The organism is Rhizobium sp. C4 (assembly GCF_021026315.1).
In the GTDB taxonomy this organism is placed as follows: domain Bacteria; phylum Pseudomonadota; class Alphaproteobacteria; order Rhizobiales; family Rhizobiaceae; genus Ensifer_A.
Window position 1 is genome coordinate 275,878 of sequence record NZ_JAJNCX010000004.1, and the last position, 25,400, is coordinate 301,277.

General features: G+C 62.7%; 27 protein-coding genes. 18 read left to right on the forward strand and 9 right to left on the reverse strand.

The features are described 5' to 3' along the window. Positions 1-9: 9 nt before the first annotated feature. On the forward strand, positions 10-3,975 hold the full coding sequence (gene cobN, locus LQK84_RS10030) for a cobaltochelatase subunit CobN (RefSeq protein WP_230828553.1): 3,966 nt from the start codon (positions 10-12) through the stop codon (positions 3,973-3,975). Between the two features lie 2 nt (positions 3,976-3,977). Here the strand turns inward: cobN and LQK84_RS10035 are convergent, their stop codons facing one another. Next, a complete protein-coding gene (locus tag LQK84_RS10035) occupies positions 3,978-4,352 on the reverse strand; it encodes a type II toxin-antitoxin system VapC family toxin (protein WP_230828554.1) in 375 nt (124 codons plus the stop codon). After that, entirely contained in the window at positions 4,352-4,564 is a 213-nt protein-coding gene (locus LQK84_RS10040) for an AbrB/MazE/SpoVT family DNA-binding domain-containing protein (RefSeq protein ID WP_230828555.1), read from the reverse strand. Before LQK84_RS10040 ends, LQK84_RS10035 begins: the two co-directional genes overlap by 1 nt. A 60-nt stretch (positions 4,565-4,624) precedes the next feature. On the opposite strand from LQK84_RS10040, the gene cobO reads away from it, so the two are divergent. Beyond that, positions 4,625-5,254 carry a cob(I)yrinic acid a,c-diamide adenosyltransferase gene (cobO, locus tag LQK84_RS10045; protein WP_230828556.1) on the forward strand — a complete coding sequence of 210 codons (630 nt, stop codon included), beginning with the start codon at positions 4,625-4,627 and terminating at the stop codon, positions 5,252-5,254. Positions 5,255-5,329: 75 nt separating this feature from the next. On the opposite strand, the gene LQK84_RS10050 is transcribed toward cobO, so the two are convergent. The 3 genes from LQK84_RS10050 to LQK84_RS10060 all read right to left on the reverse strand — a co-directional run bounded on the left by LQK84_RS10050 (position 5,330) and on the right by LQK84_RS10060 (position 6,713). Beyond that, positions 5,330-5,623, reverse strand: a complete 294-nt coding sequence (locus LQK84_RS10050; protein WP_230828557.1) for a type II toxin-antitoxin system RelE/ParE family toxin — start codon at positions 5,621-5,623, stop codon at positions 5,330-5,332. A gap of 2 nt (positions 5,624-5,625) precedes the next feature. After that, positions 5,626-5,865 (reverse strand): CopG family ribbon-helix-helix protein, encoded by a 240-nt coding sequence (locus tag LQK84_RS10055; RefSeq protein ID WP_269071961.1) that lies wholly within the window; start codon positions 5,863-5,865, stop codon positions 5,626-5,628. Between the two features lie 62 nt (positions 5,866-5,927). Continuing rightward, on the reverse strand, positions 5,928-6,713 hold the full coding sequence (locus LQK84_RS10060) for a TSUP family transporter (RefSeq protein ID WP_230828559.1): 786 nt from the start codon (positions 6,711-6,713) through the stop codon (positions 5,928-5,930). A gap of 334 nt (positions 6,714-7,047) precedes the next feature. On the opposite strand from LQK84_RS10060, the gene LQK84_RS10065 reads away from it, so the two are divergent. The 11 genes from LQK84_RS10065 to LQK84_RS10115 all read left to right on the forward strand — a co-directional run bounded on the left by LQK84_RS10065 (position 7,048) and on the right by LQK84_RS10115 (position 16,840). Next, entirely contained in the window at positions 7,048-8,439 is a 1,392-nt protein-coding gene (locus LQK84_RS10065; RefSeq protein WP_230828560.1) for a sirohydrochlorin chelatase, read from the forward strand. Positions 8,440-8,640: 201 nt separating this feature from the next. Beyond that, positions 8,641-9,285 (forward strand): precorrin-8X methylmutase, encoded by a 645-nt coding sequence (locus tag LQK84_RS10070; protein ID WP_230828561.1) that lies wholly within the window; start codon positions 8,641-8,643, stop codon positions 9,283-9,285. Then, positions 9,278-10,519 carry a precorrin-6y C5,15-methyltransferase (decarboxylating) subunit CbiE gene (cbiE, locus tag LQK84_RS10075; protein WP_230828562.1) on the forward strand — a complete coding sequence of 414 codons (1,242 nt, stop codon included), beginning with the start codon at positions 9,278-9,280 and terminating at the stop codon, positions 10,517-10,519. Before LQK84_RS10070 ends, cbiE begins: the two co-directional genes overlap by 8 nt. Positions 10,520-10,765: 246 nt before the next feature. Beyond that, the gene (gene cobI, locus LQK84_RS10080) at positions 10,766-11,506 is read left to right on the forward strand and encodes a precorrin-2 C(20)-methyltransferase (RefSeq protein ID WP_230828563.1); all 741 of its coding nucleotides are present in this window, start codon (positions 10,766-10,768) and stop codon (positions 11,504-11,506) included. Next, complete coding sequence (cobJ, locus tag LQK84_RS10085; RefSeq protein WP_230828564.1) at positions 11,503-13,485, forward strand: precorrin-3B C(17)-methyltransferase; 1,983 nt, start codon at positions 11,503-11,505, stop codon at positions 13,483-13,485. Before cobI ends, cobJ begins: the two co-directional genes overlap by 4 nt. 244 nt (positions 13,486-13,729) lie before the next feature. After that, positions 13,730-14,515: a precorrin-4 C(11)-methyltransferase gene (cobM, locus tag LQK84_RS10090; protein ID WP_230828565.1), complete on the forward strand. Its 786-nt coding sequence runs from the start codon at positions 13,730-13,732 to the stop codon at positions 14,513-14,515. Positions 14,516-14,551: 36 nt separating this feature from the next. Further along, positions 14,552-15,007 carry a GFA family protein gene (locus LQK84_RS10095; RefSeq protein WP_230828566.1) on the forward strand — a complete coding sequence of 152 codons (456 nt, stop codon included), beginning with the start codon at positions 14,552-14,554 and terminating at the stop codon, positions 15,005-15,007. Continuing rightward, entirely contained in the window at positions 14,988-15,227 is a 240-nt protein-coding gene (locus tag LQK84_RS10100; RefSeq protein WP_230828567.1) for a DUF1905 domain-containing protein, read from the forward strand. Before LQK84_RS10095 ends, LQK84_RS10100 begins: the two co-directional genes overlap by 20 nt. Positions 15,228-15,263: 36 nt before the next feature. Further along, the gene (locus tag LQK84_RS10105; protein ID WP_230828568.1) at positions 15,264-16,223 is read left to right on the forward strand and encodes a nucleoside hydrolase; all 960 of its coding nucleotides are present in this window, start codon (positions 15,264-15,266) and stop codon (positions 16,221-16,223) included. Between the two features lie 58 nt (positions 16,224-16,281). Beyond that, a complete protein-coding gene (locus LQK84_RS10110) occupies positions 16,282-16,545 on the forward strand; it encodes a BrnT family toxin (protein WP_230828569.1) in 264 nt (87 codons plus the stop codon). After that, positions 16,526-16,840, forward strand: coding sequence for a BrnA antitoxin family protein (locus LQK84_RS10115; RefSeq protein ID WP_230828570.1), 315 nt, complete (start codon positions 16,526-16,528; stop codon positions 16,838-16,840). The genes LQK84_RS10110 and LQK84_RS10115 overlap by 20 nt, the downstream gene beginning before the upstream one ends. Before the next feature lie 519 nt (positions 16,841-17,359). Here LQK84_RS10115 and LQK84_RS10120 read toward each other — a convergent pair. From LQK84_RS10120 to LQK84_RS10130, 3 genes are all read right to left on the reverse strand, one after another. Further along, the gene (locus LQK84_RS10120; protein ID WP_230828571.1) at positions 17,360-17,875 is read right to left on the reverse strand and encodes a hypothetical protein; all 516 of its coding nucleotides are present in this window, start codon (positions 17,873-17,875) and stop codon (positions 17,360-17,362) included. A gap of 144 nt (positions 17,876-18,019) precedes the next feature. After that, positions 18,020-18,712 (reverse strand): cobalt-precorrin-6A reductase, encoded by a 693-nt coding sequence (locus LQK84_RS10125; protein ID WP_230828572.1) that lies wholly within the window; start codon positions 18,710-18,712, stop codon positions 18,020-18,022. Next, positions 18,702-19,805 carry a cobalt-precorrin-5B (C(1))-methyltransferase gene (locus tag LQK84_RS10130; protein WP_230828573.1) on the reverse strand — a complete coding sequence of 368 codons (1,104 nt, stop codon included), beginning with the start codon at positions 19,803-19,805 and terminating at the stop codon, positions 18,702-18,704. The genes LQK84_RS10125 and LQK84_RS10130 overlap by 11 nt, the downstream gene beginning before the upstream one ends. A 92-nt stretch (positions 19,806-19,897) precedes the next feature. Here LQK84_RS10130 and cobA point away from each other — a divergent pair, with 92 nt between their 5' ends. The 5 genes from cobA (at position 19,898) to LQK84_RS10155 (ending at position 24,564) form a co-directional block, all read left to right on the forward strand. Further along, entirely contained in the window at positions 19,898-20,737 is an 840-nt protein-coding gene (gene cobA, locus LQK84_RS10135) for a uroporphyrinogen-III C-methyltransferase (protein ID WP_230828574.1), read from the forward strand. Beyond that, positions 20,734-22,035 carry a cobyrinate a,c-diamide synthase gene (locus LQK84_RS10140; RefSeq protein WP_230828575.1) on the forward strand — a complete coding sequence of 434 codons (1,302 nt, stop codon included), beginning with the start codon at positions 20,734-20,736 and terminating at the stop codon, positions 22,033-22,035. The genes cobA and LQK84_RS10140 overlap by 4 nt, the downstream gene beginning before the upstream one ends. Beyond that, positions 22,032-23,030, forward strand: a complete 999-nt coding sequence (gene cobD / locus LQK84_RS10145) for a threonine-phosphate decarboxylase CobD (RefSeq protein ID WP_230828576.1) — start codon at positions 22,032-22,034, stop codon at positions 23,028-23,030. The genes LQK84_RS10140 and cobD overlap by 4 nt, the downstream gene beginning before the upstream one ends. Next, positions 23,027-24,007: an adenosylcobinamide-phosphate synthase CbiB gene (gene cbiB / locus LQK84_RS10150; protein ID WP_230828577.1), complete on the forward strand. Its 981-nt coding sequence runs from the start codon at positions 23,027-23,029 to the stop codon at positions 24,005-24,007. Before cobD ends, cbiB begins: the two co-directional genes overlap by 4 nt. Positions 24,008-24,132: 125 nt before the next feature. Further along, the gene (locus LQK84_RS10155) at positions 24,133-24,564 is read left to right on the forward strand and encodes a L,D-transpeptidase (protein ID WP_230828578.1); all 432 of its coding nucleotides are present in this window, start codon (positions 24,133-24,135) and stop codon (positions 24,562-24,564) included. 34 nt (positions 24,565-24,598) lie between these two features. Here the strand turns inward: LQK84_RS10155 and LQK84_RS10160 are convergent, their stop codons facing one another. Beyond that, positions 24,599-25,324 carry a Crp/Fnr family transcriptional regulator gene (locus tag LQK84_RS10160; RefSeq protein WP_230828644.1) on the reverse strand — a complete coding sequence of 242 codons (726 nt, stop codon included), beginning with the start codon at positions 25,322-25,324 and terminating at the stop codon, positions 24,599-24,601. Positions 25,325-25,400: the final 76 nt, after the last annotated feature.

The following is a 25,400-nucleotide window of genomic DNA, read 5'->3' on the forward strand; positions in this document are numbered from 1 at the left end:
TGGGGCAGAATGCATCTTCTTCTCGCACAAAAGGGTTCCATCGCCGATGGGGGCGAGGCGGTTGATCTTGGTCAGTCGTCGGGCGATATCCTGTTTTTGTCGGCGGCCGATACTGAGCTTGCGGGGGTGGCTGCTGCGGCGGACGGATGGTCCGGGCCGTCGCTGAGGCTGGCGAGCCTGATGAGCCTCAAGCATCCGATGTCGGTCGATACCTATGTCGAGAAAACCTTGCGGCATGCGAAGCTCGTTGTCGTCAGGGCGCTGGGCGGGACAGGGTATTTTCAGTATCTGCTGGAGGCGTTTTACACGGCGGCCGAGCGCGCGGGCGCGTTGATTGTCGCGCTTCCCGGTGATGACCGGCCCGATCCGGCGCTTGCCGATTACTCCAATGTTTCGCGGGCGGATTACGCGGCGCTGCATTCCTATCTCGTCGAGGGCGGCGAGGCGAATGCACGCGGCTTTCTCGACTATTGCGCCGCCATGCTGGCCTCTGCCGAGAAGCCGGCGCCGGCGACACCGCTTCTGAAGGCGGGGATCTGGTGGCCGGGGCAGGGTGTTGTCGGCGTGGAGGCGTGGCGGTCCCTCTCCCCCCTCGACGGGGAGATGTCCCGTCAGGGACAGAGGGGGGTATCCTCTCGTTCCGCCGTGGGGCACCCCCCTCTGTCGGCTTTGCCGACATCTCCCCCTCAAGGGGGGAGATTGGGAGATTGCGGCACCGTCGCGATCTGTTTCTACCGGGCGCTCGTGCAATCCGGAGAAACTGCTCCTGTTGCTGCTCTTGTCGACGCATTGGCGGCGCGCGGGTTGAAAGCGCTGCCGGTCTTCGTGGCGAGCCTCAAGGATGCGGTGAGCCAGGAAACGGTGCGGCATGTCTTCGGTGCGGTTCAGCCGGATGTCGTGATCAACGCGACCGGCTTTGCAGTCTCGCCGCCGGGTGCCACCTATCAGCCTGGCGTGTTGGACGAGGGCGGGGCGGTCGTGCTTCAGGCAGTCTTTTCCTCCTCGTCCAAGGAGGCATGGGAGGCCTCGCCGCAGGGGCTGTCGGCGCGCGATCTGGCCATGCATGTGTCGCTGACGGAGACGGATGGGCGCGTGATGACGCGGGCCGTGTCCTTCAAGGCGGCGGCGCGGTTCGATGAGCGGGTTCAGGCGAATATCGTGTCGCATGTGCCGGAGCCGGGGCGGGTCGGTTTCGTGACCGATCTCGCGGCCAATTGGGTACGGCTGAGGCGGAAGCCGGCGGCAGAGCGTCGCGTCGCCATCGTGCTTGCCAATTATCCGAACCGCGACGGGCGGCTCGGCAATGGTGTCGGGCTCGATACGCCGGCCGGCACGGTCGAGGTTTTGAACGCGATGGCAGGAGCGGGATATCCGGTGACGGACATTCCGACGAATAGCGACCGGCTCATGGATTTCCTGATGGCCGGGCCGACCAATGCCGGCAATGACGGGCGCGAGATCCGAGAAACGCTTTCTCTGAGTCACTACAAGGCCTTCTTCGCGAAACTTCCCAAAGTGATTCAAGCGGCTGTGACGGCGAAATGGGGCGGACCGGAGCGCGATCCCTATGTCGTCGGCGATGTCTTTGCTTTGCCCATGTCCCGGCTCGGTGACGTGGCGATCGGCATTCAGCCGGCGCGGGGCTACAATATCGACCCGAAAGAGACCTATCATTCGCCGGACCTCGTGCCGCCGCATGGCTATTTTGCCTTCTATGCCTGGCTGCGCGAGAGCTTCGGCGCAGATGCCGTCGTGCATATGGGCAAGCATGGCAATCTCGAATGGCTGCCGGGCAAGGCGCTGGCGCTGTCCGAGACCTGCTATCCGGAGGCGGTGTTCGGCCCGCTGCCGCAGCTTTATCCCTTCATTGTCAACGATCCGGGCGAGGGTACGCAAGCCAAGCGCCGCACCTCCGCCGTCATTATCGACCATCTGACGCCGCCGCTGACGCGGGCGGAAAGCTACGGGCCGCTGAAGGATCTGGAAGCGCTGGTCGATGAATATTATCAGGCGGCGGGCGGCGATCCGCGCCGTCTGACCGTGCTGCGGAAGAAAATCCTCGATCTCGTGACGGACATCGGGCTCGACCATGATGCGGGCATCGTGCGGGCCGACGATGCGGATCAGGCGCTGGTGAAGCTCGACGCCTGGCTCTGCGATCTCAAGGAAATGCAGATCCGCGATGGCTTGCATGTCTTTGGTGTTGCGCCGGAGGGGCGGCTGCTGACCGATCTTTGCGTGGCCCTGGCGCGGGTGCCGCGCGGGCTGGGCGAGGGTGGAGATCAGAGCTTGCAGCGGGCGATTGCGGTGGATTCCCTTTCACTCTCCCCCCTTGAGGGGGAGATGTCGGCGAAGCCGACAGAGGGGGGTATCGCGCCGTTATGCCGTGACTTACCCCCCTCTGTCCCTGACGGGACATCTCCCCCTCAAGGGGGGAGATTGGCGGCGAGCGTTTTCGACCCTCTCGATTGCACCATGTCGGACCTCTGGGCCGGCTCGCAGCCCGCCATCCTCGCCGATCTCTCCGCCGATCCATGGCGCACCAATGGCGATACGGTCGAGCGGATCGAATTGCTGGCGGTGCAACTGGTCTCCGGCGAGGTGTCTTGCCCCGAGGGCTGGACTGCCACGCATGCGGTTCTCGATGCGATCGAGAGCCGGCTGAAACCTTCCGTCATCGCCTGCGGGCCGGCGGAAATTGAAGGCCTGTTGAGAGGGCTTGATGGCCGCTTCGTCCCACCCGGCCCGTCCGGTGCGCCGACGCGGGGGCGGCCGGATGTGTTGCCGACGGGCCGCAACTTCTATTCCGTCGACAGCCGCGCCGTGCCGACGCAGACGGCCTGGGAACTGGGCCGCAAGTCTGCCGAACTCCTCGTCACCCGCTATGTGCAGGACCATGGCGACTGGCCGAAGAGCTTCGCGCTGACCGCCTGGGGCACGTCAAACATGCGCACCGGCGGTGACGATATTGCGCAAGGTCTGGCGCTGATCGGGGTGAAACCAGTTTGGGATACGGCGTCGCTGCGTGTCACCGGCTATGAGGTGATCCCGGTCGCGCAGCTCGGGCGGCCGCGGGTCGATGTCACGCTGCGCATTTCCGGCTTTTTCCGCGATGCCTTTCCCGAGCAGATCGCGCTCTTCGACAAGGCGGTGCGCGCGGTTGGCGGGCTGGATGAGGACGCAGGCGACAACCCGATTGCGGCGCGCATGCGCGGCGAACAGGCCGCATTGGTATCTGCCGGGATGGGCGAGGCCGAGGCCGCGCGCAAGGCGGGCTTCCGTGTTTTCGGCTCCAAGCCGGGGGCCTATGGCGCCGGCCTTCAGGCGCTGATCGATGAAAAGGGCTGGGACCGGCGCGGCGATCTGGCGGAGAGCTATCTCGTTTGGGGCTCCTATGCCTATGGCGCGGGCGAAGAGGGGGTGGCCGAGCGCGGGCTGTTCGAGACCCGGCTTTCGACGGTCGAGGCCGTCATCCAGAACCAGGACAATCGCGAACACGACCTTCTCGATTCCGACGACTATTACCAGTTCGAAGGCGGCATGTCGGCGGCGGTGGAGCATCTGAAGGGCAGCCAGCCGGCGGTCTATCACAACGACCACTCGCGGCCGGAAAAGCCGGTCATCCGCTCGCTTGAAGAAGAAATTTCCCGCGTCGTGCGCGGCCGCGTCGTCAACCCGAAATGGATCGCCGGCGTGATGCGCCATGACTACAAGGGCGCGTTCGAGATCACCGCGACGGTGGATTACATGTTCGCCTTTTCCGCCACGACGGGCGCGGTGAAGAGCCATCATTTCGAGGCCGCGTATCAGGCCTTCATCGCGGACGAGGCGGTGCGCGACTTCATGCGCGACAAGAATGCGCCGGCGCTGACGGAGCTGGCCGAGCGGTTCATCGAGGCGCTGGATCGCGGGCTCTGGGAGGCGCGGTCGAATTCGGCGCGGTTCGAACTGGAGCGGTTGGCGGGGAGCCGATGATGCTATTTGTTGGGGATGTAGAGGACCTGCGGCAGGCTCTCGAAATGCCGATCGCAGGTGACGAGTTCAGCCTCGAACTCAAGTGCTGCGGCGTAGACGATCGCGTCGGCCGTCGCGAGTTTCAGGTCGCGGTGAACCTCGGCTGCCATGAGCGCGCGTTTGGTGTCGAGAGGGGCTGAGATGCATTGGCTTGAGAAGGCGAGGAATTTGCGCAGCGTGGCGGAGTCGGCCTCGCGCGCAATCCATTTGGCCAGCTCAAGCTCGATGATCGATGGCATGGCAATTTCCTGCGGAGCCGGAACGTCCTCAAGCAGGCGGCCCGCGCATGGACCATCGGCGAGAATTTCGATCCAGACGGACGAGTCGATGACGCGCATCAGGTGCGGTCACGCCGGTCGCGGATATCGGCGCGGTCGGCTCCCTTGGCGAGTCCGCGCAGTTCTGTCACTGAGGGAACCGGCACGAGAAGATAACCGCCATCGCCCGGTACGAAGGCGAATTTCTGCCCCGGATGCCAGTCTTCCTTTTCCCGCACCGCTTTGGGAACGGAAATCTGGAATTTGGACGACAGCGTTGCTGTATCGCTCATTTTTACGTTTTCCTGTCGATGGACAAATGTAAGAATAACGCAAATCGAGGAGCCTGCAAAGTGACTGAAGCCGAAGAGACCACGCCCAAGGACGATGCGCGTCACGCCGAGAAGATGGCGAAGAAGAAAGCCGCGCGCGACAAGATCATGGCGACGAAGACCGACGAGAAGGGGCTGATCGTCGTTCATACCGGCAAGGGCAAGGGCAAGTCGACGGCTGCGTTTGGCATGATCTTCCGGCATATCGCCCATGGCATGCCGTCGGCGGTCGTGCAGTTCATCAAGGGGGGCATGTCGACGGGTGAGCGCGACCTGATCCTGGCGCGTTTTTCGGATCTCTGCGAATTCCACACGATGGGCGAGGGCTTTACCTGGGAGACGCAGGACCGCGCGCGTGACGTTGCGGCAGCGCAGGCGGCCTGGGCCAAGGCGAAGGAGCTGATTGCCTCGGGTGAGAAGTCGATGGTGCTGCTCGACGAGATCAATATCGCGATCCGCTACGACTATATCGATATCAACGAGGTGGTGGATTTTCTCAAGACCGAGAAGCCGCATATGACGCATGTCGTGCTTACGGGACGCAATGCGCGCGACGAGCTGATCGAGATTGCCGATCTGGTCACGGAGATGGAGCTGGTGAAGCATCCGTTCCGGTCGGGCATCAAGGCGCAGAAGGGTGTTGAATATTAAGGTTCAGGCGTCGAGGTTTGACATCTGGTCCAAACGCTCGTCCATGTGTGCTGATCCTTCCCGTTAAAGGGGATTTCAAAGAAAAGTGGGCCAGCGGCGAGAGGTGTGAACGACGGTAAGAATGTCGACAGATGTTTCCGCCACGCGGTATGCGATGACGTAGGAGATGTCCGGCAAAACCAGTTCGCGGGTTCCTTTGATGCGGCCGTCGCGCCCCATTTCAGGTTGGCTGGCGAGGGAATCTGCGGCGACGACAATGCGATTCAAGACCTTGGAGGCAGCGTTCGGATTCTGCGCGGATATGTAGGCACCAATTTCATCCAGTCGGCGTAGGGCTCGGCGGGTCCAGCGGATTTTCCGGACCACCAAGATTAGCGTCCAGATGCGCGATATCGGTCGATGATGATCTTCAAATCATCGTCGCTCGCGAAATCGCCTTTCTCGGCTTCATCGAGGCCGGCCTGGATTTCGGCGATTTGCCAATTTTCCTTCGCGATGAACTCTTCTATGGCGCGTGAGACAAGCGAAGATCGCGAGCTCTCCTGAACCTGAGCGAGCGTGTCGAGCTTTTCCACCGTTTCGTCGGACAGGCTAATGGTAAGGGCAGACATCCATGTTTCCTTCTACCGCTCCTGTGGAAGTTCAATATAGTAGAAGGGCAAGGTTGCCGCAATCACATCCCCAGCCACACCCGCACGGGGTTGGCCGGATCGGCCAGCAGCTTCACCGCCAGCGCCATGCAGGTGACGACCAGCAGCGGGCGGATAATTTTTGCGCCATTGCGCATGGCAAGCCGCGAGCCGGTCTGGGCGCCGAGAAACTGGCCGACGGCCATGGTGAGGCCGACCTTCCAGAGGATCACGCCCGAGATGCTGAAGATGATGAAGCCGCCGATATTGGAGGCGAAGTTGAGAAGTTTCGTATGCGCGGTCGCCTTCAGCATGCCGAAGCCGGCCATGGTGACGAAGGCGAGCATGAAGAAGGAGCCCGTTCCGGGGCCGAACATGCCGTCATAAAAGCCGATGATCGGCACGAAGGTCAGGCCGAAGACGAAGGGGCGGATCCGGGCATGGCGGTCATCGTCGCCCATGTCGCGCCTCAGGCCGAAATAGAGCGCGACTGCGATCAGCAGAAGCGGCAGGAAGGCTTTCAGTACATCGCCGGGAATATAGGTCGTGACCTTTGCGCCGATCATTGCACCCAGCATGGACATGAGCGCCATCGGCAGCTGTTCTTTCAGCCGAACATGCCCCTTGGCGGCATAGGCGAGCGTCGCCGAGCCCGCGCCGAACAGGGATTGCAGCTTGTTGGTGCCGAGCGTTTCGAGCGGCGGGACACCGGCGATCAGCAGGGCTGGAACCGTGATCAGCCCGCCGCCGCCAGCAATGGAATCGATGAAGCCGGCAACGAAGGCTGCGATGAAAAGGAAGACGAGGAGATGCAGGGTGATTTCGAGCACGGGCAGGCTTTCGCGGGGACGAGGGCCGACATGTCGCACCGGCGGGCGAAAAACGCAAATGCCATTTGGTCTCCGTCGCAATTCCTGTGACAAGAACAGGCTTGGCGCAAACGCACCTTTGGCAGGCGCAATCCGGTTTGACCCAGGCGCGTGCTTCGGCTAACACCGATCGTTCAAGATGTACGGCGGCGTCCTTTTCAGGACTGAAGCAAATCCGGTGCGGCTGACCCAATTCGGGGGCTTGGATCCGGGGCTGTCGGGGAGGTGGGGCGTTGCCATGCGCAAGCGCTCGCGCCGTTTCGTGCATTGGGATAACGCGAAACGGGAGACTGTCATGCTTCAGCATACGGAAAAGCTTGGAATCATGGTTTGCGGCCATGGGAGCCGAAACCAGAACGCGGCGCGCGAGTTCTCCGTGATCGCGGAAGAGCTGCGCAAGCGCTATCCCGATCTGCCGGTCGAGTATGGCTATCTCGAATTCTGCAATCCGGTTCTCTCCCACGGCCTCGACAAGCTGCGCGATGCCGGCGTGACGCGCATTCTCGCCGTTCCCGGCATGCTGTTTGCCGCCGGCCACGCCAAGAACGATATTCCCTCCGTGCTCAACACCTGGGCGGCGCAGAACCCCGGCGTGACGGTCAATTACGGGCGCGAGCTTGGCATTGATCTCAAGATGATCCGCGCGGCCGGCGATCGCATCAAGGAAGCGGTCGATGCGGCAAACCGCGAACATGGCGAAATGTCGTTGCATGACACGATGCTGGTGGTCGTCGGGCGCGGGGCCTCTGATCCGGACGCCAATTCAAATGTCGCCAAGGTCATGCGCATGCTTTGGGAAGGCATGGGCTTCGGCTGGGGCGAGACGGCCTATTCGGGCGTCACCTTCCCGCTGGTCGAGCCGGCGCTGGAGCATGTGTCGCGCCTTGGCTACAAGCGCATCATCGTCTTCCCGTATTTCCTCTTCACCGGCGTTCTGGTGAAGCGCATCTATTCCTCCACCGATGAGGTGGCGGCCCGCCATCCCGAGATCCAGTTCGTCAAGGCGCCTTATCTCAACGACCATCCGCTTGTGCTCGATGCCTTCCAGGATCGCGTCACGGAAATCCTTGAAGGCCAGGCGCTGATGAATTGCCAGATGTGCAAGTATCGCGAACAGGCGCTCGGCTTCGAGGCCTCTGTCGGCCAGCCGCAGGAAAGCCATCACCATCACGTCGAAGGCATTGGCGGCGGGTTGGAAAACTGTCCGTGCAACGGCGATTGCGATGCCTCCTGCCGCGAGGAAGCCTTCTGCCGCAAGCACGGCCTGCCGTGGACGCCGGTGCACAGCCACGCCAGCCCGGCACCGCTCGAACCCGCCTTCGACTACGCGCCCTCGATCACGCTCGGCGGCAAATATGCCAAGCTGGAGCATGTCGTGGCGGATCAGCTGGACGAAGCGGATTATGAGCGCACCGGCCATGTCCATGGTCCGGATTGCGGCTGCGGGCATGACCACGTGCATGATCATCACGATCATGGCCACCATGAGCACCATGGGCATGATCACCATGATCACGGACACCACCATCATGACCACGATCATGGGCATTCCCATGATCACGCACATGACCACGGGCATCATGATCACGGTCATGACCATGGCCACAGCCACGACCACGATCACCACCATGCGCCTTATCCTCATGCCGATCATCCGCTCGGTCCGAAGAGCCTGAAGAAGGGGTGATGGGCGTGTGCCTTGGCTTACCCCCCTCTGTCCTGCCGGACATCTCCCCCTCAAGGGGGGAGATTGACTGGTTGCGCGCGCACTATTCCGCACTTTGGCGTTTGAGCCGGGCGGAAAAGTTCTTGGTTAGAGCGGGGCGGTTCCTCCATCCAATCTCCCCCCTTGCGGGGGAGATGCCTGGCAAGGCAGAGGGGGGTATCCTTGTCCGCTGACCTCTCCTACATCCGCGACCCCGCCGCCATCTACGCGAAGTCCTTCGAAACCATCCGTTCCGAAGCGGATTTGTCGCGGTTTCCCAAGGGGATGGATGCGCTGGCTGTGAGGTTGATTCATGCCTGCGGCATGGTCGATCTGGCCGGCGATATCGCGTTTTCTGCTGGCGCTTTTGACGCGGGGCAGGCTGCACTTGCCTCTGGCGCGCCGGTTTTCGTGGATGCGGAAATGGTGGCGCATGGGATCATTCGCCGGCTCTTGCCCAAGGATAACGAAGTCGTCTGCCTGCTTAACGATCCGCGCGTGCGCCCGTTGGCGAGCGAGATCGGCAATACGCGTTCGGCCGCTCAGGTCGATCTCTGGGGCGATCGGCTGGAGGGGGCGGTGGTCGCGATCGGCAATGCGCCGACGGCGCTGTTCCGGCTGCTGGAACTGATCGCGGCGGGTGGACCGAAGCCCGCGATCATTCTCGGTTTTCCGGTCGGTTTTGTCGGGGCAGCTGAATCAAAAGAGTCACTTATCGGAGACAGTTCACGCATTCCTTTCATTGCGGTTCGGGGGCGTCGTGGCGGATCGGCCATGGCGGCGGCGGCAGTGAATGCGCTTGCCGGGGGATTGGGGGCGAATGACTGAGGATATTGAGGGGACTGAGCCTGGTGATGAGCCCTGGCTCACCATTGTCGGCATCGGGGATAACGGGCTTTCCAGCATCACGCCGGAGGCGCTGTCCTATATCTGGCAGGCGGAGACGATTGTCGTCGCCGAACGGCTCGACACCGTTCTCGAAGGCCTGCCGCCGAAGACGGTGATCAACTGGGCCGAGGGCTATCGCGATGTGATGGACCGGATAGCTGCGCTGCGCGGCACGCAGGTGACGATCATTGCCACGGGCGATCCGATGCATTTCGGTATCGGCTCGACGCTGCGCCGGCAGTTCGATCCGCAGGAAATGCGCGTCATCCCGTATCCGTCCGCCTTTTCGCTGGCCGCAGCCCGGCTGGGCTGGGCGCTTCAGGATGTCGAGCAGATATCGCTGCATGGCCGGCCGGTCGAAACGCTGATCCGCCATTTGCAGCCGGCGGCGCGCATTCTGGCGCTAACCTCCAATGCGGCGACGATCCGCGAGGTGGCCGAACTGATTGTCGCGCGCGGCTATGCCGGCTCGCATATCCATGTGCTGGAGCATATGGGCGGCGAGCGCGAGCGGGTCAGCCTTCTGACCGTCGAGGACATTCTGGACGGTGCGCCGGACTTCGCCGATTTCAACACGATCGGCATTCATCTCGTCCGTGCGGCAGCTTTCCTGCCGCTGGTGCCGGGGCTTTCTGACGATGCCTTCGTGCATGACGGGCAGATCACCAAGCGGGAAATCCGGGCGGTGACGCTGGCTCATCTCATGCCCTATCGCAATGCGCTGCTCTGGGATGTCGGCGCGGGTTCCGGCTCGGTTTCGGTCGAATGGATGCGCGCCGGCGGGCGGGCGGTTGCCATCGAGCAAAAGCCGGAGCGCGTCGAGACGATCCAGCAAAATGCCGCCGAGCTTGGCGTGCCGGGCTTGCAGATTGTCGAGGGCGAGGCTCCTGCGGCGCTTGAAGGCCTGAAAGCGCCGGACGCGATCTTCATCGGCGGCGGCGTGACGGGCGAGGGCGTGTTCGAGGCCTGCTGGGCGGCGCTGAAGCCCGGCGGCCGGCTGGTGGCCAATGCCGTGACGGTCGAGGGCGAGATGGCGCTGATCTCGCTTCAGGCGCAACTGGGTGGAGATCTCGTGCGCATGGCGGTGTCGCGCGCCGAGCCGGTGGGGCGGTTCTCGGCGTTCAAGCCGATGATGCCGGTGACGCTGTGGTCGGTGCAGAAGGGGTGGGAATGATGGCGATGCTTGCTCCAATCTCCCCCCTTGAGGGGGAGATGTCGGCGCAGCCGACAGAGGGGGGTGTTTCACACCCTCAGGCGGTTGCCGGTACCCCCCTCTGGCCTGCCGGCCATCTCCCCCTCAAGGGGGGAGATCGACTGAGGCGCCGCCCACGTAACCCCTCACCAAGTGCGCCCAGGCACTCGCCTTTGGCTCGCGCGGGCTTACTATCCTCTCCCACAAGGGGAGAGGACGGGAGGGTGCATGGCTGGTAAACTCTATGGCCTCGGCCTCGGTCCCGGCGATCCCGAACTGATCACGTTGAAGGCGCATCGGATCATGACGTCGGCACCCGTCATAGCCTATCCGGCTCCCGATACTGGCCCCAGTTTCGCGCGGCAGATTGCCGAGCAGTATCTCAAGCCCGAACAGGTCGAGATACCCATCGTCATGCCGATGCGGGTGGAGCGCTATCCGGCACAGGACGTCTATGATGCAGCAGCGCGCGATATTGCCGCGCATCTTGATGCTGGGCGCGATGTCGCGGTTCTGTGCGAGGGCGATCCGTTTTTCTTTGGCTCCTTCATGTATCTCTTCGAGCGTCTTGAAGCACGCTATGAGGTGGAGATCGTGCCGGGTGTCTCCTCCATCATGGCGGGGGCTGCGGCGCTGAGGCGGCCGCTGACGGCGCGCAACGATATCCTGACGGTGATCCCCGGGCCGCTCGAAACGGCGGTGATGCGTGCGCGCATTGAAGCCTCCGATGCGGTGGCGATCATGAAGGTCGGGCGGCATTTTTCCCGTATCCGCGATCTCATTGCCGAAATGGGGCTGATCGACTGCGCCGGCTATCTGGAGCGCGTTTCGCTTGCCAATGAGCGGGTGTTTCCGCTTGCCGATGTGCTTGAGGATGCCGCGCCCTATTTTTCGCTGATCCTGATCTACAAGGGGCAGGAGGACTGGATTTCCCGTCTGCCCATTCTCACGAAAGACCATTCCGCATGACCAGACCTGCCGTCATCATCCTGAGCGAACAGGCAGCCGCGCTCGGCCGCGCCATCGCGGACGTCCTTGGCGGCGAGCTTGTCGGTGCGCGGGCGCGCGTGACTATAGCCGACCGGCTGTTCGATGAGGCGCGGGTGGAGGTTCAGGCGCTGTTTTCCGCCGGCCGCCCCATCGTTGCCGTCATGGCATCGGGCGCACTGATCCGGCTCGTTGCGCCGCTGCTTGCCGACAAGATGACGGAACCGCCGGTGATTGCGGTTGCCGAAGACGGCTCGTCCGTCGTGCCGCTTCTCGGCGGGCATCATGGGGCGAACGATCTGGCGCGCGGGATTGCGGCTGCGGTTGCGGGGAGTGCTGCGATTACGACGGCGGGGGATCTGCGGTTTGGCATTGCGCTGGATGCGCCGCCGACGGGGTTGAAGCTGGCGAACCCGGACGCGGCGAAGGCTGTGATGGCGGAGCTTGTGGCGGGGGCAACCCTTCTGCCAATCTCCCCCCTTGAGGGGGGTGAGGAGCGGTTCGCGCAGCGAAGCAATCGATCCGGTGAATCGATTGCAGTGACGAACGCCGGCAGGGCAGAGGGGGGTAAGCCGCTTGCTCCTGCATCTGCCGTACCCCCCTCTGTCGGCTGCGCCGACATCTCCCCCTCAAGGGGGGAGATTGGAGCAAGCGGCTGGCTCACCAATTCCAAGCTACCCTTTGCCGAAGGCGGAAACGTCACCCTGACCATCACCGACCAGCCCCACGCCGCAGGCCCTCTCGAACTCATCTATCACCCCGCCACGCTGGCGCTCGGCATGGGTTGCGAGCGCGGCTGCGATGTAAGCGAGGCGATTGCGCTGGCGGAGAAGGCGATTGCCGAGAGTGGTTTTGCCCGACAGTCCATTGCGGCCGTCGTGTCGCTGGATCTGAAGGCGGATGAAACGGCGATCCATGCAGTGGCGGCGCATCTTGGCGTGCCGGCGCGGTTCTTCGATGCCGCGACGCTGGAGCGGGAGACGCCGCGTTTGAAGAACCCGTCCGATGTCGTCTTTGCCGAAGTCGGCTGCCATGGCGTGGCCGAGGGCGCGGCGCTGGCGGCGGTGGGTGCTGCGGGCGCGCTGGTTTTCCCGAAGATCAAGTCCAAGGGGGCGACGGCGGCGATTGCGCGTGCCGCTGATATCATCGATCCGGCTCAGATCGGCCGGGCGCGTGGTCGGCTCTTCGTCGTCGGCATCGGGCCGGGTTCGGAGGGCTGGCGCTCTCCGGAGGTGACGGAGATGGTGGCAGCCTCGACCGATCTCGTCGGCTATTCGCTCTATCTCGATCTGCTGGGCTCGCTCACCAAGGGCAAGGTTCGGCATGATTTCGATCTTGGCAAGGAAGAGGCGCGTGTCGTCCATGCCATGGAGCTTGCGGGGCAAGGCCGCGATGTGGCGCTGGTCTGCTCCGGGGATGCCGGCATTTACGCCATGGCGACGCTGGTCTTCGAGCTTTTCGACAAGGGCGGCATTTCGGATGCGGCCTCGCGCATCGAGGTCCAATGCTCGCCCGGCATTTCGGCGCTGCAAGGGGCTGCCGCCCGCATCGGCGCGCCATTGGGACATGATTTCTGCACCATTTCGCTCTCGGATCTCCTGACGCCATGGGAGCATATCCAGCGACGCGTCAAGGCGGCGGGCGAGGGCGATTTCGTCATAGCCTTCTACAATCCCGTCTCGATGAAGCGGCGAACGCAGCTGGCTTACGCCCGCGACGAGCTGCTGAAATATCGCCCGGCCTCGACGCCAGTCGTGCTCGCCACCAATCTCGGCCGACCGGGCGAAACGGTGCGCACGGTTCCGCTCGGTGCGTTGAATATCGAGGAGGTCGATATGTTGACGGTGGTTGTCGTTGGTTCGTCGGAAAGCCGGACGGTCACGACCGGCGACGGCAAGACCTGGGTCTATACGCCACGCGGCTATTCCGGAAAGTCGGATTCCGGGATGGGACGGACGTGATGGGGCAGAGCTTGTATCGGCGGCGACCTCTTCTCCCCTTGGGGAGAAGTGCCGAACGGAGTGAGGCGATGAGGGGTTCCCATCTCTTCTCGCTGTGGGTACCCCTCATCCGGCCCTTTGGGCCACCTTCTCCCCAAGGGGAGAAGAGGGACCAGACTGCCCGATTTCGCCCGTTTGTCGGCTCCCTTTGCGCTGATGGCGCAGCCGCAAGCCGAGTGCAAAGCCATTTGCCAAGGAAAGCAACATGACTGTCTATTTCATCGGCGCCGGTCCCGGCGCGCCTGATCTCATCACCGTGCGCGGGCTTCGTCTGATCGAAAGCTGCCCGGTCTGCCTCTATGCGGGTTCACTGGTTCCTGAAGAGACGGTGAAATGCGCGCCCGAAGGCGCCATCGTCAAGGACACCGCGCCCATGCATCTCGATGAGATCGTGGCCGACATGAAGGCGGCGCATAACCAAGGCAAGGATGTCGCCCGCGTCCATTCCGGCGATCCGTCGATCTATGGGGCGATTGCCGAGCAGATGCGTAGGCTCGATGCGCTCGGCATCCCGTATGAGGTCGTGCCGGGGGTGCCGGCCTTTGCTGCAGCGGCGGCGAAGATGAAGGCGGAGCTGACGCTGCCGGAAATCGCCCAGACGATCATCATCACCCGCACCGGCATGAAGGCGTCTTCGATGCCGGAATTCGAGACGCTGGAAATTCTCGGGCAGTCGCGGGCGACACTCGCCATCCACCTGTCGATCCGCAATCTGACCTATGTGCACGACGCGCTCGTGCCCTATTACGGTGAGGATTGCCCGGTCGTCATCGCCTATCGCGCCACCTGGCCCGACGAGCAATATATCCGCACGACGCTTGCCGGCATGAAGGAAGAGGTGCGCAAGGCGAAGCTGACGCGCACCACGCTGATCTTCGTCGGCAAGGTCTTCGGCGAAGTCGAGTTCCGCGACAGCGATCTCTACAATGCTTCGTTCAGCCATGTGCTGCGAAACAAGGGAAAGAAGAAAAGTTCGGTTGAAGCGTCATGATCCGTTGCTAAGCTCTCCCTCAAAGGGAGTTTGAGCATGACGACGAATGACGATTATCGCGACGGCGGTTGCCGTTGCGGCGCGGTGCGGTTCCGGGTGAAGGGGCGGCCGATGATCACCATGGCCTGCCATTGCACCGGCTGTCAGAAGATGACGGCAAGTGCCTTTTCGCTGAGTTCGTTCTACGCACTGGAGAATTTCGAACTCGTTCAGGGCGAGACGGTGCTTGGCGGTCTTCAGCAGGCGCTGAATCATCATTTCTGCCCCGATTGCAAGAGCTGGATGTTTACCCGCGCCGACATGATGGGCCCACATGTCAATGTGCGCTCGACGCTGATTGACGACAGCCGAGGCTACAAGCCGTTCATCGAGACTTACACATCCGAGATGCTGCCCTGGGCAAAAACGGCGGCGGAACACAGTTTCGAAACGTTCGCGCCGATGGAGCGCTTCCCGGAGCTGCTTGCGGCCTATGCCGCATCCGATTTCTGATGGCGGATCTGGAACGGATGGAATTCGAGGCCGAAATCTGGAAATCGGTTGGGGCATGGTGAAGGTGCGCGCGACCATCCATGAAACGAGCGTCGAGACCTCGATCTTTCCCGACAAGAATTCCGCCAGTTATCTTCTTCCGTTGAAGGCGTCGGTGCGCAAGGCGGCAAGGGTTGCAGTGGGCGACATTATCCGGATAAGACTTGATGTCATCGCCTGAGCGCCAAGATTTCGATTATAAAAAGGTACAAACTTCATGCATAAGGTCATTTTTGACACCGATCCCGGCGTTGACGACGCCATGGCGCTTCTCTTCCTGCATCATCATCCCGACATCGATCTTCTGGGCATCACGACCGTTTTCGGCAATGCCCGGATCGAGGTGACGACGCGCAATGCGCTGTTCCTGAAGCGCGAATGGAAGATCGATGCGCCCGTCGTCAAGGGTGCCGGCGAGACCTTCATCCCGCATCGCGTGACGCATGAGCCGCCGAAGCATATTCATGGCGCCGACGGCCTCGGCAATATCGGCGTGCCGGAAACGGTGGATATCGAGACCGATCCGCGTCCGGCCGCGCAGTTCATCATCGACATGGTGCGCAAGTATCCGGGCGAGGTGACGCTGGTCGCCGTCGGTCGCATGACCAACCTTGCCAATGCGCTGAAGCAGGATCCGGAGATCGTCTCGCTGGTCAAGGAAGTCGTCATCATGGGCGGCGCCTTCGAAGTGCCGGGCAATGTGACGCCCGCCGCCGAGGCCAATATCCATGGCGACCCGGAAGCCGCCGATATCATTGCGACGGCGACCTGGCCGGTCGTCTTCATCGGTCTCGATGTCACCATGCAGACCGTGATGACGCGCGCGCAGCTCAAGGATATCGCCGACGCCGCCGGCCGTCGCGGCAAGCTGCTCTTCGATCTGTCGCAATTCTATATCGACTTCTACGAAGGCCTCGTCGATGACGGCATGGTCGTCCATGACAGCTGCGCCTGCGCCTATGTCGTGGCACCGGAACTCTTCACCACGCGCTCCGGCACCGTCCGCGTCGTCTGCGGCGGGATCGCCGATGGCAAGACCCAGCAGAAGCCCGATGGTCGCGGCTTCGGCCCGTCCGATTGGGATAACCTGCCGAGCCAGAAGATCGCCGTCGGCATCGACGACAAGGCCGTGCTGAAGCTGATCCACGACACGATCGTGTCGGTGAACGAGGACTGAGCGGACTGCTTGATCTTTCGACTGGTTGCGAGCTGAATTTTCGTGTACATTTATTGCCATGAAAATTGTCTGGGATGAGCCGAAACGCCTCGCCAATCTGGATAAGCACGGCCTCGATTTCGCCGATGTCATTCATTTTGGCTGGGAGGACGCGCTCATCCTGACGGCCCGAGACGGACGCTACAAGGCGGTTGGCCGCCTTGACGATGGAACGGCGGTGGTCATCTACGCCCTGTTGGGTGTGGAGGCCATGTCCGTCATCAGTTTCCGCCCTGCCGGCCAGTCGGAAAGGAGACTGTTTCGTGACCGTAAAACCGAATAGACCCAAGACCTTTCAGGCCGGGCGTGGCTATACGCACGCCGACTGGGACGCTGTCGATAGCCCCGAATTCACGGCGGATGATTTCGCCCGGATGAAACCGGCCCGAGAAGTCTTGCCGGAAAGCTTCTTTGAAGGGCTCAACGAGGCGCGAAAAGCCGGGCGTCCGCGTGTCGAAAAGCCCAAGCAGGCCGTGACTTTGCGTCTCGATCCTGATGTGATCGAACGGTTTCAGCAGCAGGGCAAGGATTGGCGTTCCCGGATGAGCGAAGCACTTCGAAAGGCGTCTGGCGGCTGACCTCGCCGCCTTGACTGACGGCCACTTTTTCAGCAAGACGTCGACGTGCCTCTTCAGATGGCTGTTGATCCTCGGAATCTGGCTGCGCTTGATCCGAAACGGCCCGGTCTTCTCACGTCCTATTGGAAAGAGTTCTTGTCGCAAGGCATAAGACACTTTGAAGCGGATCACGGCAATATTGGCTGTGCCCGTCAGCATGGCTTCCAGGTCGCCGGGCTCATCGTTTTGGTAGCAATATCGGACTTCCAACTCTTCCGAGCCGATTGGCGGCAGTGCGCCGAAACCGGACGACTTGATCCATTCGAAGCCTTCAGCGTCGACCGCGCAGCATAAGGGCATGCCGCCGACACCTCCGTTGACGCGGTTGCACCGCTCAAGCCACCAGTTATTCTGCCAGTCTTCGTAGCCGAACAGCATTCCCTGAAGCCGCTCATGTTGCTCGGTCCAGCCATCGCCGGCGTTGGCGCTTTGCCAAAGCAACTCCATTGCCGGGATGCGCCATTCCTCACCTTTCAGCGTTTAATAGACGTCGCGATCAACCTTATGATCTGGGTCGATCGCAAAGGGCATCAAGAACTCAGGGACGGGCCTTTCAATGACGTGCTTGTGCAGGAGGCCTTCCATCACCCATTTGTCGAATGCTTGCTCGGCCTCTGGTGGGTAGATATTTGTAAACCGGGCAAGCTTTTTTCGGCCCTCCAACAACAGCGGCAATTCGAAATTTGTATGGATCAGATAGGGCGCTTCCGCGAGGGCATCGTTCGTTTTCTCGCGTTTCAGCCAAAGGTCGCATTCCGGGAAGTCGCTTTCGGGTATCTCGAATGCCACGCCAAATCGTTCGGCGATGGCCGTTAAGTCTGCAGCATCGAGGGAATAGTGCCAATCGAAATCTGGGTCCTGCTCAGCGTCGGATTCGGCAATTGCCCGTAGGGCCTGGATATCGTCGACCGCGAACCGTGTTTCCAGTACAGGGCACCAGAGCTCGACGTCGAAGACGCTGATGATGAAATGGGTTTGATACTGTTCGTCAGCCATGCGCAACCTCTTGAAGACCGCTGATCTGTCCCGGCCTGTTCGCACGGGTTTCATGCATGCAGCTTAGCGGCGTTTCGTATCAAATTGCGTAAACTAATGGCTGCAATGCAACCCTTGTGCGCGGGTCTGTCGGGTGGCTCAGAGCTAACGCCCCACCATCACCACCGGCAATCCCATCGTTCTCGCCGCCACGATCTTCGCATAGGCCCCGTCGCCGCCGGAGTTGCGGCAGACGAGGTGGGTGATGGCGTGGGTGCGCAGAAGGGCGGCTTCCTCGTCCGGGTTGGGTGATGGTTTGGCGGTGAGGATGGTGTGGCTTGCGAATGCCAGCGGGCTTTCGGGTGGATCGACCATGCGGATCACGAAGTGGCAGTCCGAGCGCGCTGAGAAGGCGTCGAGATATTGGCGGCCGAGTGCGAGGAGAACGCGGGTGTTTGCGGGCAGGGCGGCGGCTGCGTCTTCTAGTGTGGGGACTTCGATCCAGATATCGCCCGGTTGCTTCTGCCACGGTGCGCGGGTGCGGATGTCGAGCGGTCTCGCAGCGATCTCGCAGGCTTTGACAGCATTGGCGGAGATGGTTCTGGCGAAGGGATGCGTGGCGTCGATGACGCGGGTGAAGCCTTCGGCTGTCAGGTAGGCGGCGAGGCCTTCGGCGCCGCCGAAGCCGCCGATGCGGACCTTGCCGTCGAGGGGCGCGGGTTCCCTGGTGCGGCCGGCAAGCGAGGTGGTGACGTCGAGACCTTTGGCTACAAGTTCGCGCGCCAATTCTGCGGCCTCTTTCGTGCCGCCGAGGATCAGGATTTTTTCGGGGCTTCCGGGCGGTGCATCATTCGGCATGGGCGATGATGGTTCCCTGCCGGTCGGTGATCAGGATGTCGATCTTGATGGGCGCGCCACGCAGCGTTTCCAGCGCCTTTTCGCGGGCGCGGGTGGCGATCAAGCCGGCGAGGTCGATGCCGGTTTCACGAGTCGTTTCGAGGACTTCCATCGCGGTGTTCGCAGATTGAATCCGGTTGGCGAGCGCGCTGTCGATCCCCGGCAGGAGCGACAGGTAGAAATCCATATCCACCTGGCTGCGGCCGGAATGGAGGTCGAGCGCGCCTTGCGCGAGCTTCGTCATCTTGGCAAAGCCGCCGGCGATCGTCAGGCGCTCAACGGGGTGGGCGCGGAGATATTTGAGAAGCGCGCCGGCAAAATCGCCCATGTCGATCAGCGCGCCGAGCGGCAGGCGATGGAAGTCTTGGCCCGCCTTTTCCGATGTCGAACCGGTGGCGCCGAGGAGATGCGTCAGCCCTTCGGCGCGGGCGACATCGATGCCGCGATGGATGGAGTGGATCCAGGCGGCGCAGGAAAAGGGATGCACGATGCCCGTCGTACCGAGGATGGAGAGCCCGCCGACAATGCCGAGGCGCGGGTTCCAGGTTTTCTCGGCCAGTGCTGCGCCGCCGGGAATGGAAATGGTGATTTCGAGATCGGCGGGCAGGCCGGCCTCCTCGCAAAGCGCGACCGCCTCCGCCATCATCATCGAGCGTGGCACGGGGTTGATGGCCGGCTCGCCGACCTCGACCGGCAGGCCGGGCTTGGTGACGGTGCCCACGCCTTCGCCGGCGCGGAAGCGGATGCCGCTTTCAGGCGGGAGCGGGCGGATGGCGGCGACTACAGTCGCGCCATGGGTCACGTCGGGGTCATCGCCCGCATCCTTGACGATGCCGGCCATGGCGTAGCCGTCGCCGAGTGTTTCAAAGGCGAGCGCGAAGGCCGGGGTTTCGCCGCGCGGCAGCGTGATTTCGACCGGGTCGGGGAAGTCGCCGGTGATCAGCGCGGTCAGCGCCGCCTTGGTCGCGGCCGTGGCGCAGGCGCCCGTTGTCCAGCCCGTTCGCAAGGCGGCGTCCGGCTTGTCGATGCGGGCGGTTTCGGGGGTATCTGTCATGGTGCGGATTATAGGGCTGCGGACGGGGGCAGGAAAGGCGGCAATTCATTCCGCCGTTGCATTTTTCGAGCGCCGCTCATAGGACATTTGTTATGGACATGCTTTTCGCGAAACTGCCCGAGATCGAGAAGGGAAGCGTCTGGCTCGCCGGCGCAGGACCCGGCGATCCGGGTCTGTTGACGCTGCTCGTCGCCAAGGCGCTCGGCGAGGCGGATGTCATCGTCTATGACGCTCTGGTCAACGATGAGTGCCTGAAGCTCGCGCGGCCTGACGCAATCCTCGAATATGCCGGCAAGCGCGGCGGCAAGCCCTCCGTCAAGCAGCGCGATATTTCGCTGCGCCTCGTCGATCTGGCGCGTGAGGGCCATCGCGTGTTGCGACTGAAGGGGGGCGATCCGTTCGTCTTCGGGCGCGGCGGCGAAGAGGCGCTGACGCTGGTTCAGCATGGCATTCCCTTCCGCATCGTGCCGGGGATTACGGCGGGGATCGGCGGGCTCGCCTATGCCGGCATTCCGGTGACGCATCGCGAGATCAATCACGCCGTGACCTTTCTCACCGGCCATGATTCGTCCGGCATCGTGCCGGACCGGATCGACTGGGAGGCGCTGGGGCGCGGTTCGCCGGTCATCGTCATGTATATGGCGATGAAGCATATCGGGCAGATTTCCGCCAATCTCATTGCTGCGGGACGCTCCCCGGACGAACTGGTTGCCTTTGTCTGTAATGCGGCCACGCCCGAGCAGCAGGTCCTGGAGACGACACTGGCGCGTGCCGAGGCCGATGTCGAGGCGTCCGGCCTCCAGCCGCCTGCGATCGTGGTCATCGGCGAGGTGGTGCGCTTCCGCAAGGGCATGGACTGGCTCGGGGCGCTTTCCGGCCGGCAACTCGACACCGACGGCTTGATGCCGGACTACGCGAAGGCTGCCGAATGAGTGGATTGCTGATCGCAGCGCCGTCGTCCGGTTCGGGCAAGACGACCGTCACGCTCGGCCTGTTGCGGGCGCTGAAGAATGCCGGGCTGAAGATCGCGCCGGGCAAGGCGGGGCCGGATTACATCGACCCGGCCTTTCACACGGCCGCCTCCGGCGAGGTCTGCTTCAATTTCGATCCCTGGGGCATGCGGCCAGAACTTTTGAATGTCATGGCCGCAGGCCATGGCGGCGGGCGGCATTTTGTCGTGGAAGCCATGATGGGGCTGTTCGATGGCGCAAGCGACGGGTCCGGTTCGCCGGCAGATCTTGCAGCCCAGCTCGATCTCTCCGTCGTGCTGGTCATCGATTGCGCGCGCATGTCGCATTCGGTGGCGGCGCTGGCATCCGGCTACCGCGATTTCCGCAAGGATGTGCGCGTTGCCGGCGTCATTCTCAACCGCGTTGGCAGCGTGCGGCATGAGGCCATGCTGCGTGTTTCGCTGGAGCGTGTTGGTTTCACCATTTTCGGTGCGCTGCCGACCGATGAGGCATTGAAGCTGCCAGCGCGGCATCTCGGGTTGGTACAGGCGGCCGAGCATGAGGCGCTGGAGGATTTCATCGAGCATGCCGCAGCGCGGGTCGAGACGCATTGCGATGTTGCGGCACTGGCGAAGCTTGCGCGCAGGGACGAAGCGGATGCGCTGGAGGTTCCGGTGCTTTTGCCGCCACTCGGGCAGACCATTGCGGTTGCCCGTGACGAGGCCTTCGCTTTTTCCTATCCGCATCTGCTGCAGGGCTGGCGCGGGCAGGGGGCGGAACTCAGTTTCTTCTCGCCACTTGCCGGCGAAGCGCCGAACGCGCGCGCCGATGCGGTCTATCTGCCGGGCGGGTACCCGGAACTTCAGGCCGGCCGGATCGCTGATGCGGAGACTTTCTTTGCCGGCATGCGGGATGCGGTGAAGCGCGGCGCGCTGGTCTACGGGGAATGCGGCGGCTACATGGTGCTTGGCGAGGCGCTGATCGATGCTGCGGGGAGCGCGCATGCGATGCTGGGCCTGTTGCCGGTCACCACATCCTTTGAGACCCGGAAGCGGCATCTGGGCCTGCGTGTTGCGCGTCCGGCAGACGATTCGATCTTTCAGGCGCCGCTGCGCGCCCATGAATTCCACTATTCGAGCGTCGTTCAGGCCGGCAAGGCCGAGCCGCTGTTCCGCGTCGAGGATGCGCTGGGTGCCGATCTCGGGCCCATGGGGATGAAGCGCGGGCGGGTTGCCGGGTCATACCTGCATCTGATCGATCTCGACGGTGACCGGTCATGAGTGGTGTCTTCCATGGCGGCGGCGTGTCCGCTGCCGCGCGGGCCTTCGGGATCGCGCCCGAAAACTGGCTCGATCTGTCGACGGGCATCAATCCCGTCCCGCCAGCCTTGCCGGCTTTCGATCCGCAGTTGTTCCATCGGTTGCCGGATGCCGATCTGCATGATGATGTCCGCCGGGCCGCCGGGCGGTTCTACGGCAGCGGTGAGGTTTTGCCGATCGCTGCGGCCGGCACCCAGCCGCTGATCCGCCTGCTTGCCAGCAACTTGGGGAAGGGCAGGGTTGCCATCCTCTCGCCGACCTATGGCGAGTATCGCGCCGTCTTCTCCGCGGCGGGTCATCATGTCGATGAGATTGCAACGCTCGCAGCGGTCACGGCCGATCATCAGGCTGTCGTCGTCGTCAACCCGAACAATCCGGACGGGCGGCTTTATTCGCGTGCGGACCTCCTGGCGCTATCACTCGATCTCGCGGAGCGTGGCGCGACACTCGTCGTTGACGAGGCTTTCGGGGAGATGCATCCGGAGGCGAGCCTTGCCGGTGTTGTCGCGCATCATCCGCATCTCGTCGTGCTGAAATCCTTCGGCAAGTTTTTCGGGTTTGCGGGCGCCAGGCTCTCGTTTGCGATTGCCGGGGATCGTCATGCTGGCCCGCTTGAGGCGGGGCTCGGCCCCTGGCCGGTTTCCGGACCGGCGCTGGCGCTGGCGCGGCATTGCTTCGGGCTCGATGCGCAGGAGATCCGGCGTGAGATTTGGCAACGGGCCGCCGGGCTTGAGATCGTGATCGCGGGCGCGGGGCTGCGGGTCCGGGCCAATGCGGGACTTTTCCTGCTGATCGAGACGCCGGATGCTGCATCGTTGTTCGATCATCTCGGCCATCACGGAATTCTGACACGAATCTTTGATTACGGGAGTGACTGGATGCGCATCGGCCTCCCCGCCGATCAGGGCGAACTCGATCGGCTGGCGCTGGCACTGCAGGACTGGAATGAGGCATGATTTGGTTTCGTCTGGCGATCCTGTTTCTGGCGCTTCTGATCGACAAGGCAGTTGGCGATCCGCCGCGTCTCTGGGCGCGTGTTCCGCATCCTGTCGTGCTCTTCGGCAAGGCGGTGGCGGCGGCAGACCGTCGGTTGAACGTGCCGGGGCTTCCGCCGGCTGCAGCGAGGTCGCGGGGCATTCTGGCCGCCGTGCTGCTCACGGTGCTGGCCCTTGCCTGCGGGGTTCTGATCTCGGCTGTCTTTTCCGGGCTCTGGGCGATCGGCCTCTTCATGGAGGTCTGCGTGGTTGCCATCTTGCTGGCCCAGAAGAGCCTGGCCGATCATGTCGGTGCGGTTGCCTTTGCGCTGAACGAGGAGGGGCTGACCGGCGGCCGTCGCGAGGTTGCGATGATCGTTGGCCGTGATCCGCAGACGCTCGATGCCGCAGGCGTCAGCCGCGCGGCGATCGAGAGCCTCGCCGAAAACTATTCCGACGGCGTCGTCGCACCCGCCTTCTGGTACATGCTTCTCGGGCTGCCCGGCCTGTTCGCCTACAAGATGATCAACACGGCCGATTCCATGATTGGCCACAAGTCCGAGAAATATCTCTATTTCGGCTGGGCATCGGCGCGGTGGGACGATCTGGTCAATCTGCTGCCGGCGCGGGCTTCCGCGGTCTTCATCGCGCTTGCCGCCTGGACGGCGGAGGGCTTTGCCGCGATGAAGCGGTCGCTGCGCACGGCGATCGTCGATCACGGCAAGCATCGCTCCCCCAATTCGGGGTGGCCGGAGGCTGCGATGGCGGGAGCCATCAATGTCCAGCTGGCGGGACCTCGCGTCTATCATGGTGAGCTGGTCAACGAGGAAATGCTCAATATCGGCGGGCGGAGGCATGCGAGCTCCTCGGATATCCGACGCGCGATCAGGGTCTTCGACCATGCCTGCTACTGGCTTGCGGGCTTCGTCTGCGCGCTCCTTGCGCTGCAGATTGCCTGAACCAATTGCGGCTTTTTAACGATGCGCAACGGTTTTTTGGCGGGACGCTTTTAATCCACAGAAATTCGAATATCCTCATATACCAGCGGAGTGGGGACATTCCGAATTAACGTGGGGACGATTTCATGAAAACCTATATTCTCGCAGGCATTGCGCTGGCTGCTTCTTTCGCAGCATCCGCAACGGCGTCGCAGGCTTCGAGCCTGGTAGCCCAGATCGATCTTTCCAATCAGACCATGACCATTTCCGAGAACGGGTCCGTGCGCTACCAGTGGAAGGTCTCCACCGCGCGTCGCGGCTACTCCACCCCGGTCGGGAGCTATTCGGCGAAGTCGCTCGACATCGATCATCGCTCGCGCAAGTACCACAATGCGCCCATGCCCTATTCGGTGTTCTTCAAGGGGGGCTATGCCGTGCATGGCACGACCGAGGTGCGCAATCTCGGCCGTCCGGCCTCGCATGGCTGCGTCCGCCTGCACCCGCAGAACGCCGCCACCTTCTTCTCGCTGGTGAAGAATGCCGGCCTTTCCAATACGCGGATCGTGATTTCGCAGTGATGCGGTTTCGGCTTTAAAGACTGAGCCCGCGCCGTCAGTCGTTGCCGGCGGCGCGGCGGAGCCTTTCCATGTCGGGGCAGGTGACATGGCGATTGTTTTCGATGCGGATGATGCCGTCGCGGCGAAGCTTCGTCATCTGACGGCTGACCGTCTCGATCGTGAGGCCCAGGAAGTCCGCAATGTCGGCGCGCGTCAGCGGCAGGTCGAAGCTGCGCTTGTCGGCACTTTCCGGATCGATATGCATGGCGATCATGTGCAGGAAGCTCGCGACCTTCTCCTGTGCGGTCTTGCGGCCGAGCGTCAGCATCCAGTCGCGCGCTTCGTCGAGTTCCTTCAGCGTCTGCTCGTGAATCTTGTGCTCAAGTTCGGGCGTATCGGCGATCATCCGGTCGATGATGGCCTTCGGCATGGAGCAGACTTCGATATCCACAGCCGCTTCAGCGGCCACCTGGCTTTCGCGCAGGAAGGGGCGACCCATGAAGTCGGGCGCGAATTGCAGGCCGACGATCTGCTGGCGGCCGTCCGCCATCATCTTCGACAGCTTCACGACCCCGCTCAGGATGTTCGAGTAGGCATTCAGCTGCTCGCCCTGGCCGATGACTTCGGAGCCGCCGGTGACCTTGCGGCGCTTGGTGTGGCGGCTGAGTTCCGTCAGCTGAGACGCCGAAAGCACGCCGCAAATTCCGCCATGCCTTGCTTCGCAGGAGACGCAAACCGCAGGAATTTCCGAGTTGTGAATGTCCTTGCGTTGCGGTTCCATCGAGGCCCTGGCTTGGCTGAATTGAATGACTTGCATGTCCCTTTACTCCCGACCTCTACCCGGAAGTCCCCCGGCC

What these genes read in the sequence shown, in the direction of transcription:
- cobN (WP_230828553.1), top strand. Translation starts at nt 10, where the DNA reads ATGCATCTTCTTCTCGCACAAAAGGGTTCCATCGCCGATGGGGGCGAG.
- LQK84_RS10035 (WP_230828554.1), bottom strand. Translation starts at nt 4,352, where the DNA reads ATGCGCGTCATCGACTCGTCCGTCTGGATCGAAATTCTCGCCGATGGT.
- LQK84_RS10040 (WP_230828555.1), bottom strand. Translation starts at nt 4,564, where the DNA reads ATGAGCGATACAGCAACGCTGTCGTCCAAATTCCAGATTTCCGTTCCC.
- LQK84_RS10055 (WP_269071961.1), bottom strand. Translation starts at nt 5,865, where the DNA reads ATGTCTGCCCTTACCATTAGCCTGTCCGACGAAACGGTGGAAAAGCTC.
- LQK84_RS10065 (WP_230828560.1), top strand. Translation starts at nt 7,048, where the DNA reads ATGCTTCAGCATACGGAAAAGCTTGGAATCATGGTTTGCGGCCATGGG.
- cbiE (WP_230828562.1), top strand. Translation starts at nt 9,278, where the DNA reads ATGACTGAGGATATTGAGGGGACTGAGCCTGGTGATGAGCCCTGGCTC.
- cobI (WP_230828563.1), top strand. Translation starts at nt 10,766, where the DNA reads ATGGCTGGTAAACTCTATGGCCTCGGCCTCGGTCCCGGCGATCCCGAA.
- cobJ (WP_230828564.1), top strand. Translation starts at nt 11,503, where the DNA reads ATGACCAGACCTGCCGTCATCATCCTGAGCGAACAGGCAGCCGCGCTC.
- cobM (WP_230828565.1), top strand. Translation starts at nt 13,730, where the DNA reads ATGACTGTCTATTTCATCGGCGCCGGTCCCGGCGCGCCTGATCTCATC.
- LQK84_RS10095 (WP_230828566.1), top strand. Translation starts at nt 14,552, where the DNA reads ATGACGACGAATGACGATTATCGCGACGGCGGTTGCCGTTGCGGCGCG.
- LQK84_RS10100 (WP_230828567.1), top strand. Translation starts at nt 14,988, where the DNA reads ATGCCGCATCCGATTTCTGATGGCGGATCTGGAACGGATGGAATTCGA.
- LQK84_RS10105 (WP_230828568.1), top strand. Translation starts at nt 15,264, where the DNA reads ATGCATAAGGTCATTTTTGACACCGATCCCGGCGTTGACGACGCCATG.
- LQK84_RS10110 (WP_230828569.1), top strand. Translation starts at nt 16,282, where the DNA reads ATGAAAATTGTCTGGGATGAGCCGAAACGCCTCGCCAATCTGGATAAG.
- LQK84_RS10120 (WP_230828571.1), bottom strand. Translation starts at nt 17,875, where the DNA reads ATGGCTGACGAACAGTATCAAACCCATTTCATCATCAGCGTCTTCGAC.
- LQK84_RS10125 (WP_230828572.1), bottom strand. Translation starts at nt 18,712, where the DNA reads ATGCCGAATGATGCACCGCCCGGAAGCCCCGAAAAAATCCTGATCCTC.
- LQK84_RS10130 (WP_230828573.1), bottom strand. Translation starts at nt 19,805, where the DNA reads ATGACAGATACCCCCGAAACCGCCCGCATCGACAAGCCGGACGCCGCC.
- cobA (WP_230828574.1), top strand. Translation starts at nt 19,898, where the DNA reads ATGGACATGCTTTTCGCGAAACTGCCCGAGATCGAGAAGGGAAGCGTC.
- LQK84_RS10140 (WP_230828575.1), top strand. Translation starts at nt 20,734, where the DNA reads ATGAGTGGATTGCTGATCGCAGCGCCGTCGTCCGGTTCGGGCAAGACG.
- cobD (WP_230828576.1), top strand. Translation starts at nt 22,032, where the DNA reads ATGAGTGGTGTCTTCCATGGCGGCGGCGTGTCCGCTGCCGCGCGGGCC.
- cbiB (WP_230828577.1), top strand. Translation starts at nt 23,027, where the DNA reads ATGATTTGGTTTCGTCTGGCGATCCTGTTTCTGGCGCTTCTGATCGAC.
- LQK84_RS10155 (WP_230828578.1), top strand. Translation starts at nt 24,133, where the DNA reads ATGAAAACCTATATTCTCGCAGGCATTGCGCTGGCTGCTTCTTTCGCA.
- LQK84_RS10160 (WP_230828644.1), bottom strand. Translation starts at nt 25,324, where the DNA reads ATGGAACCGCAACGCAAGGACATTCACAACTCGGAAATTCCTGCGGTT.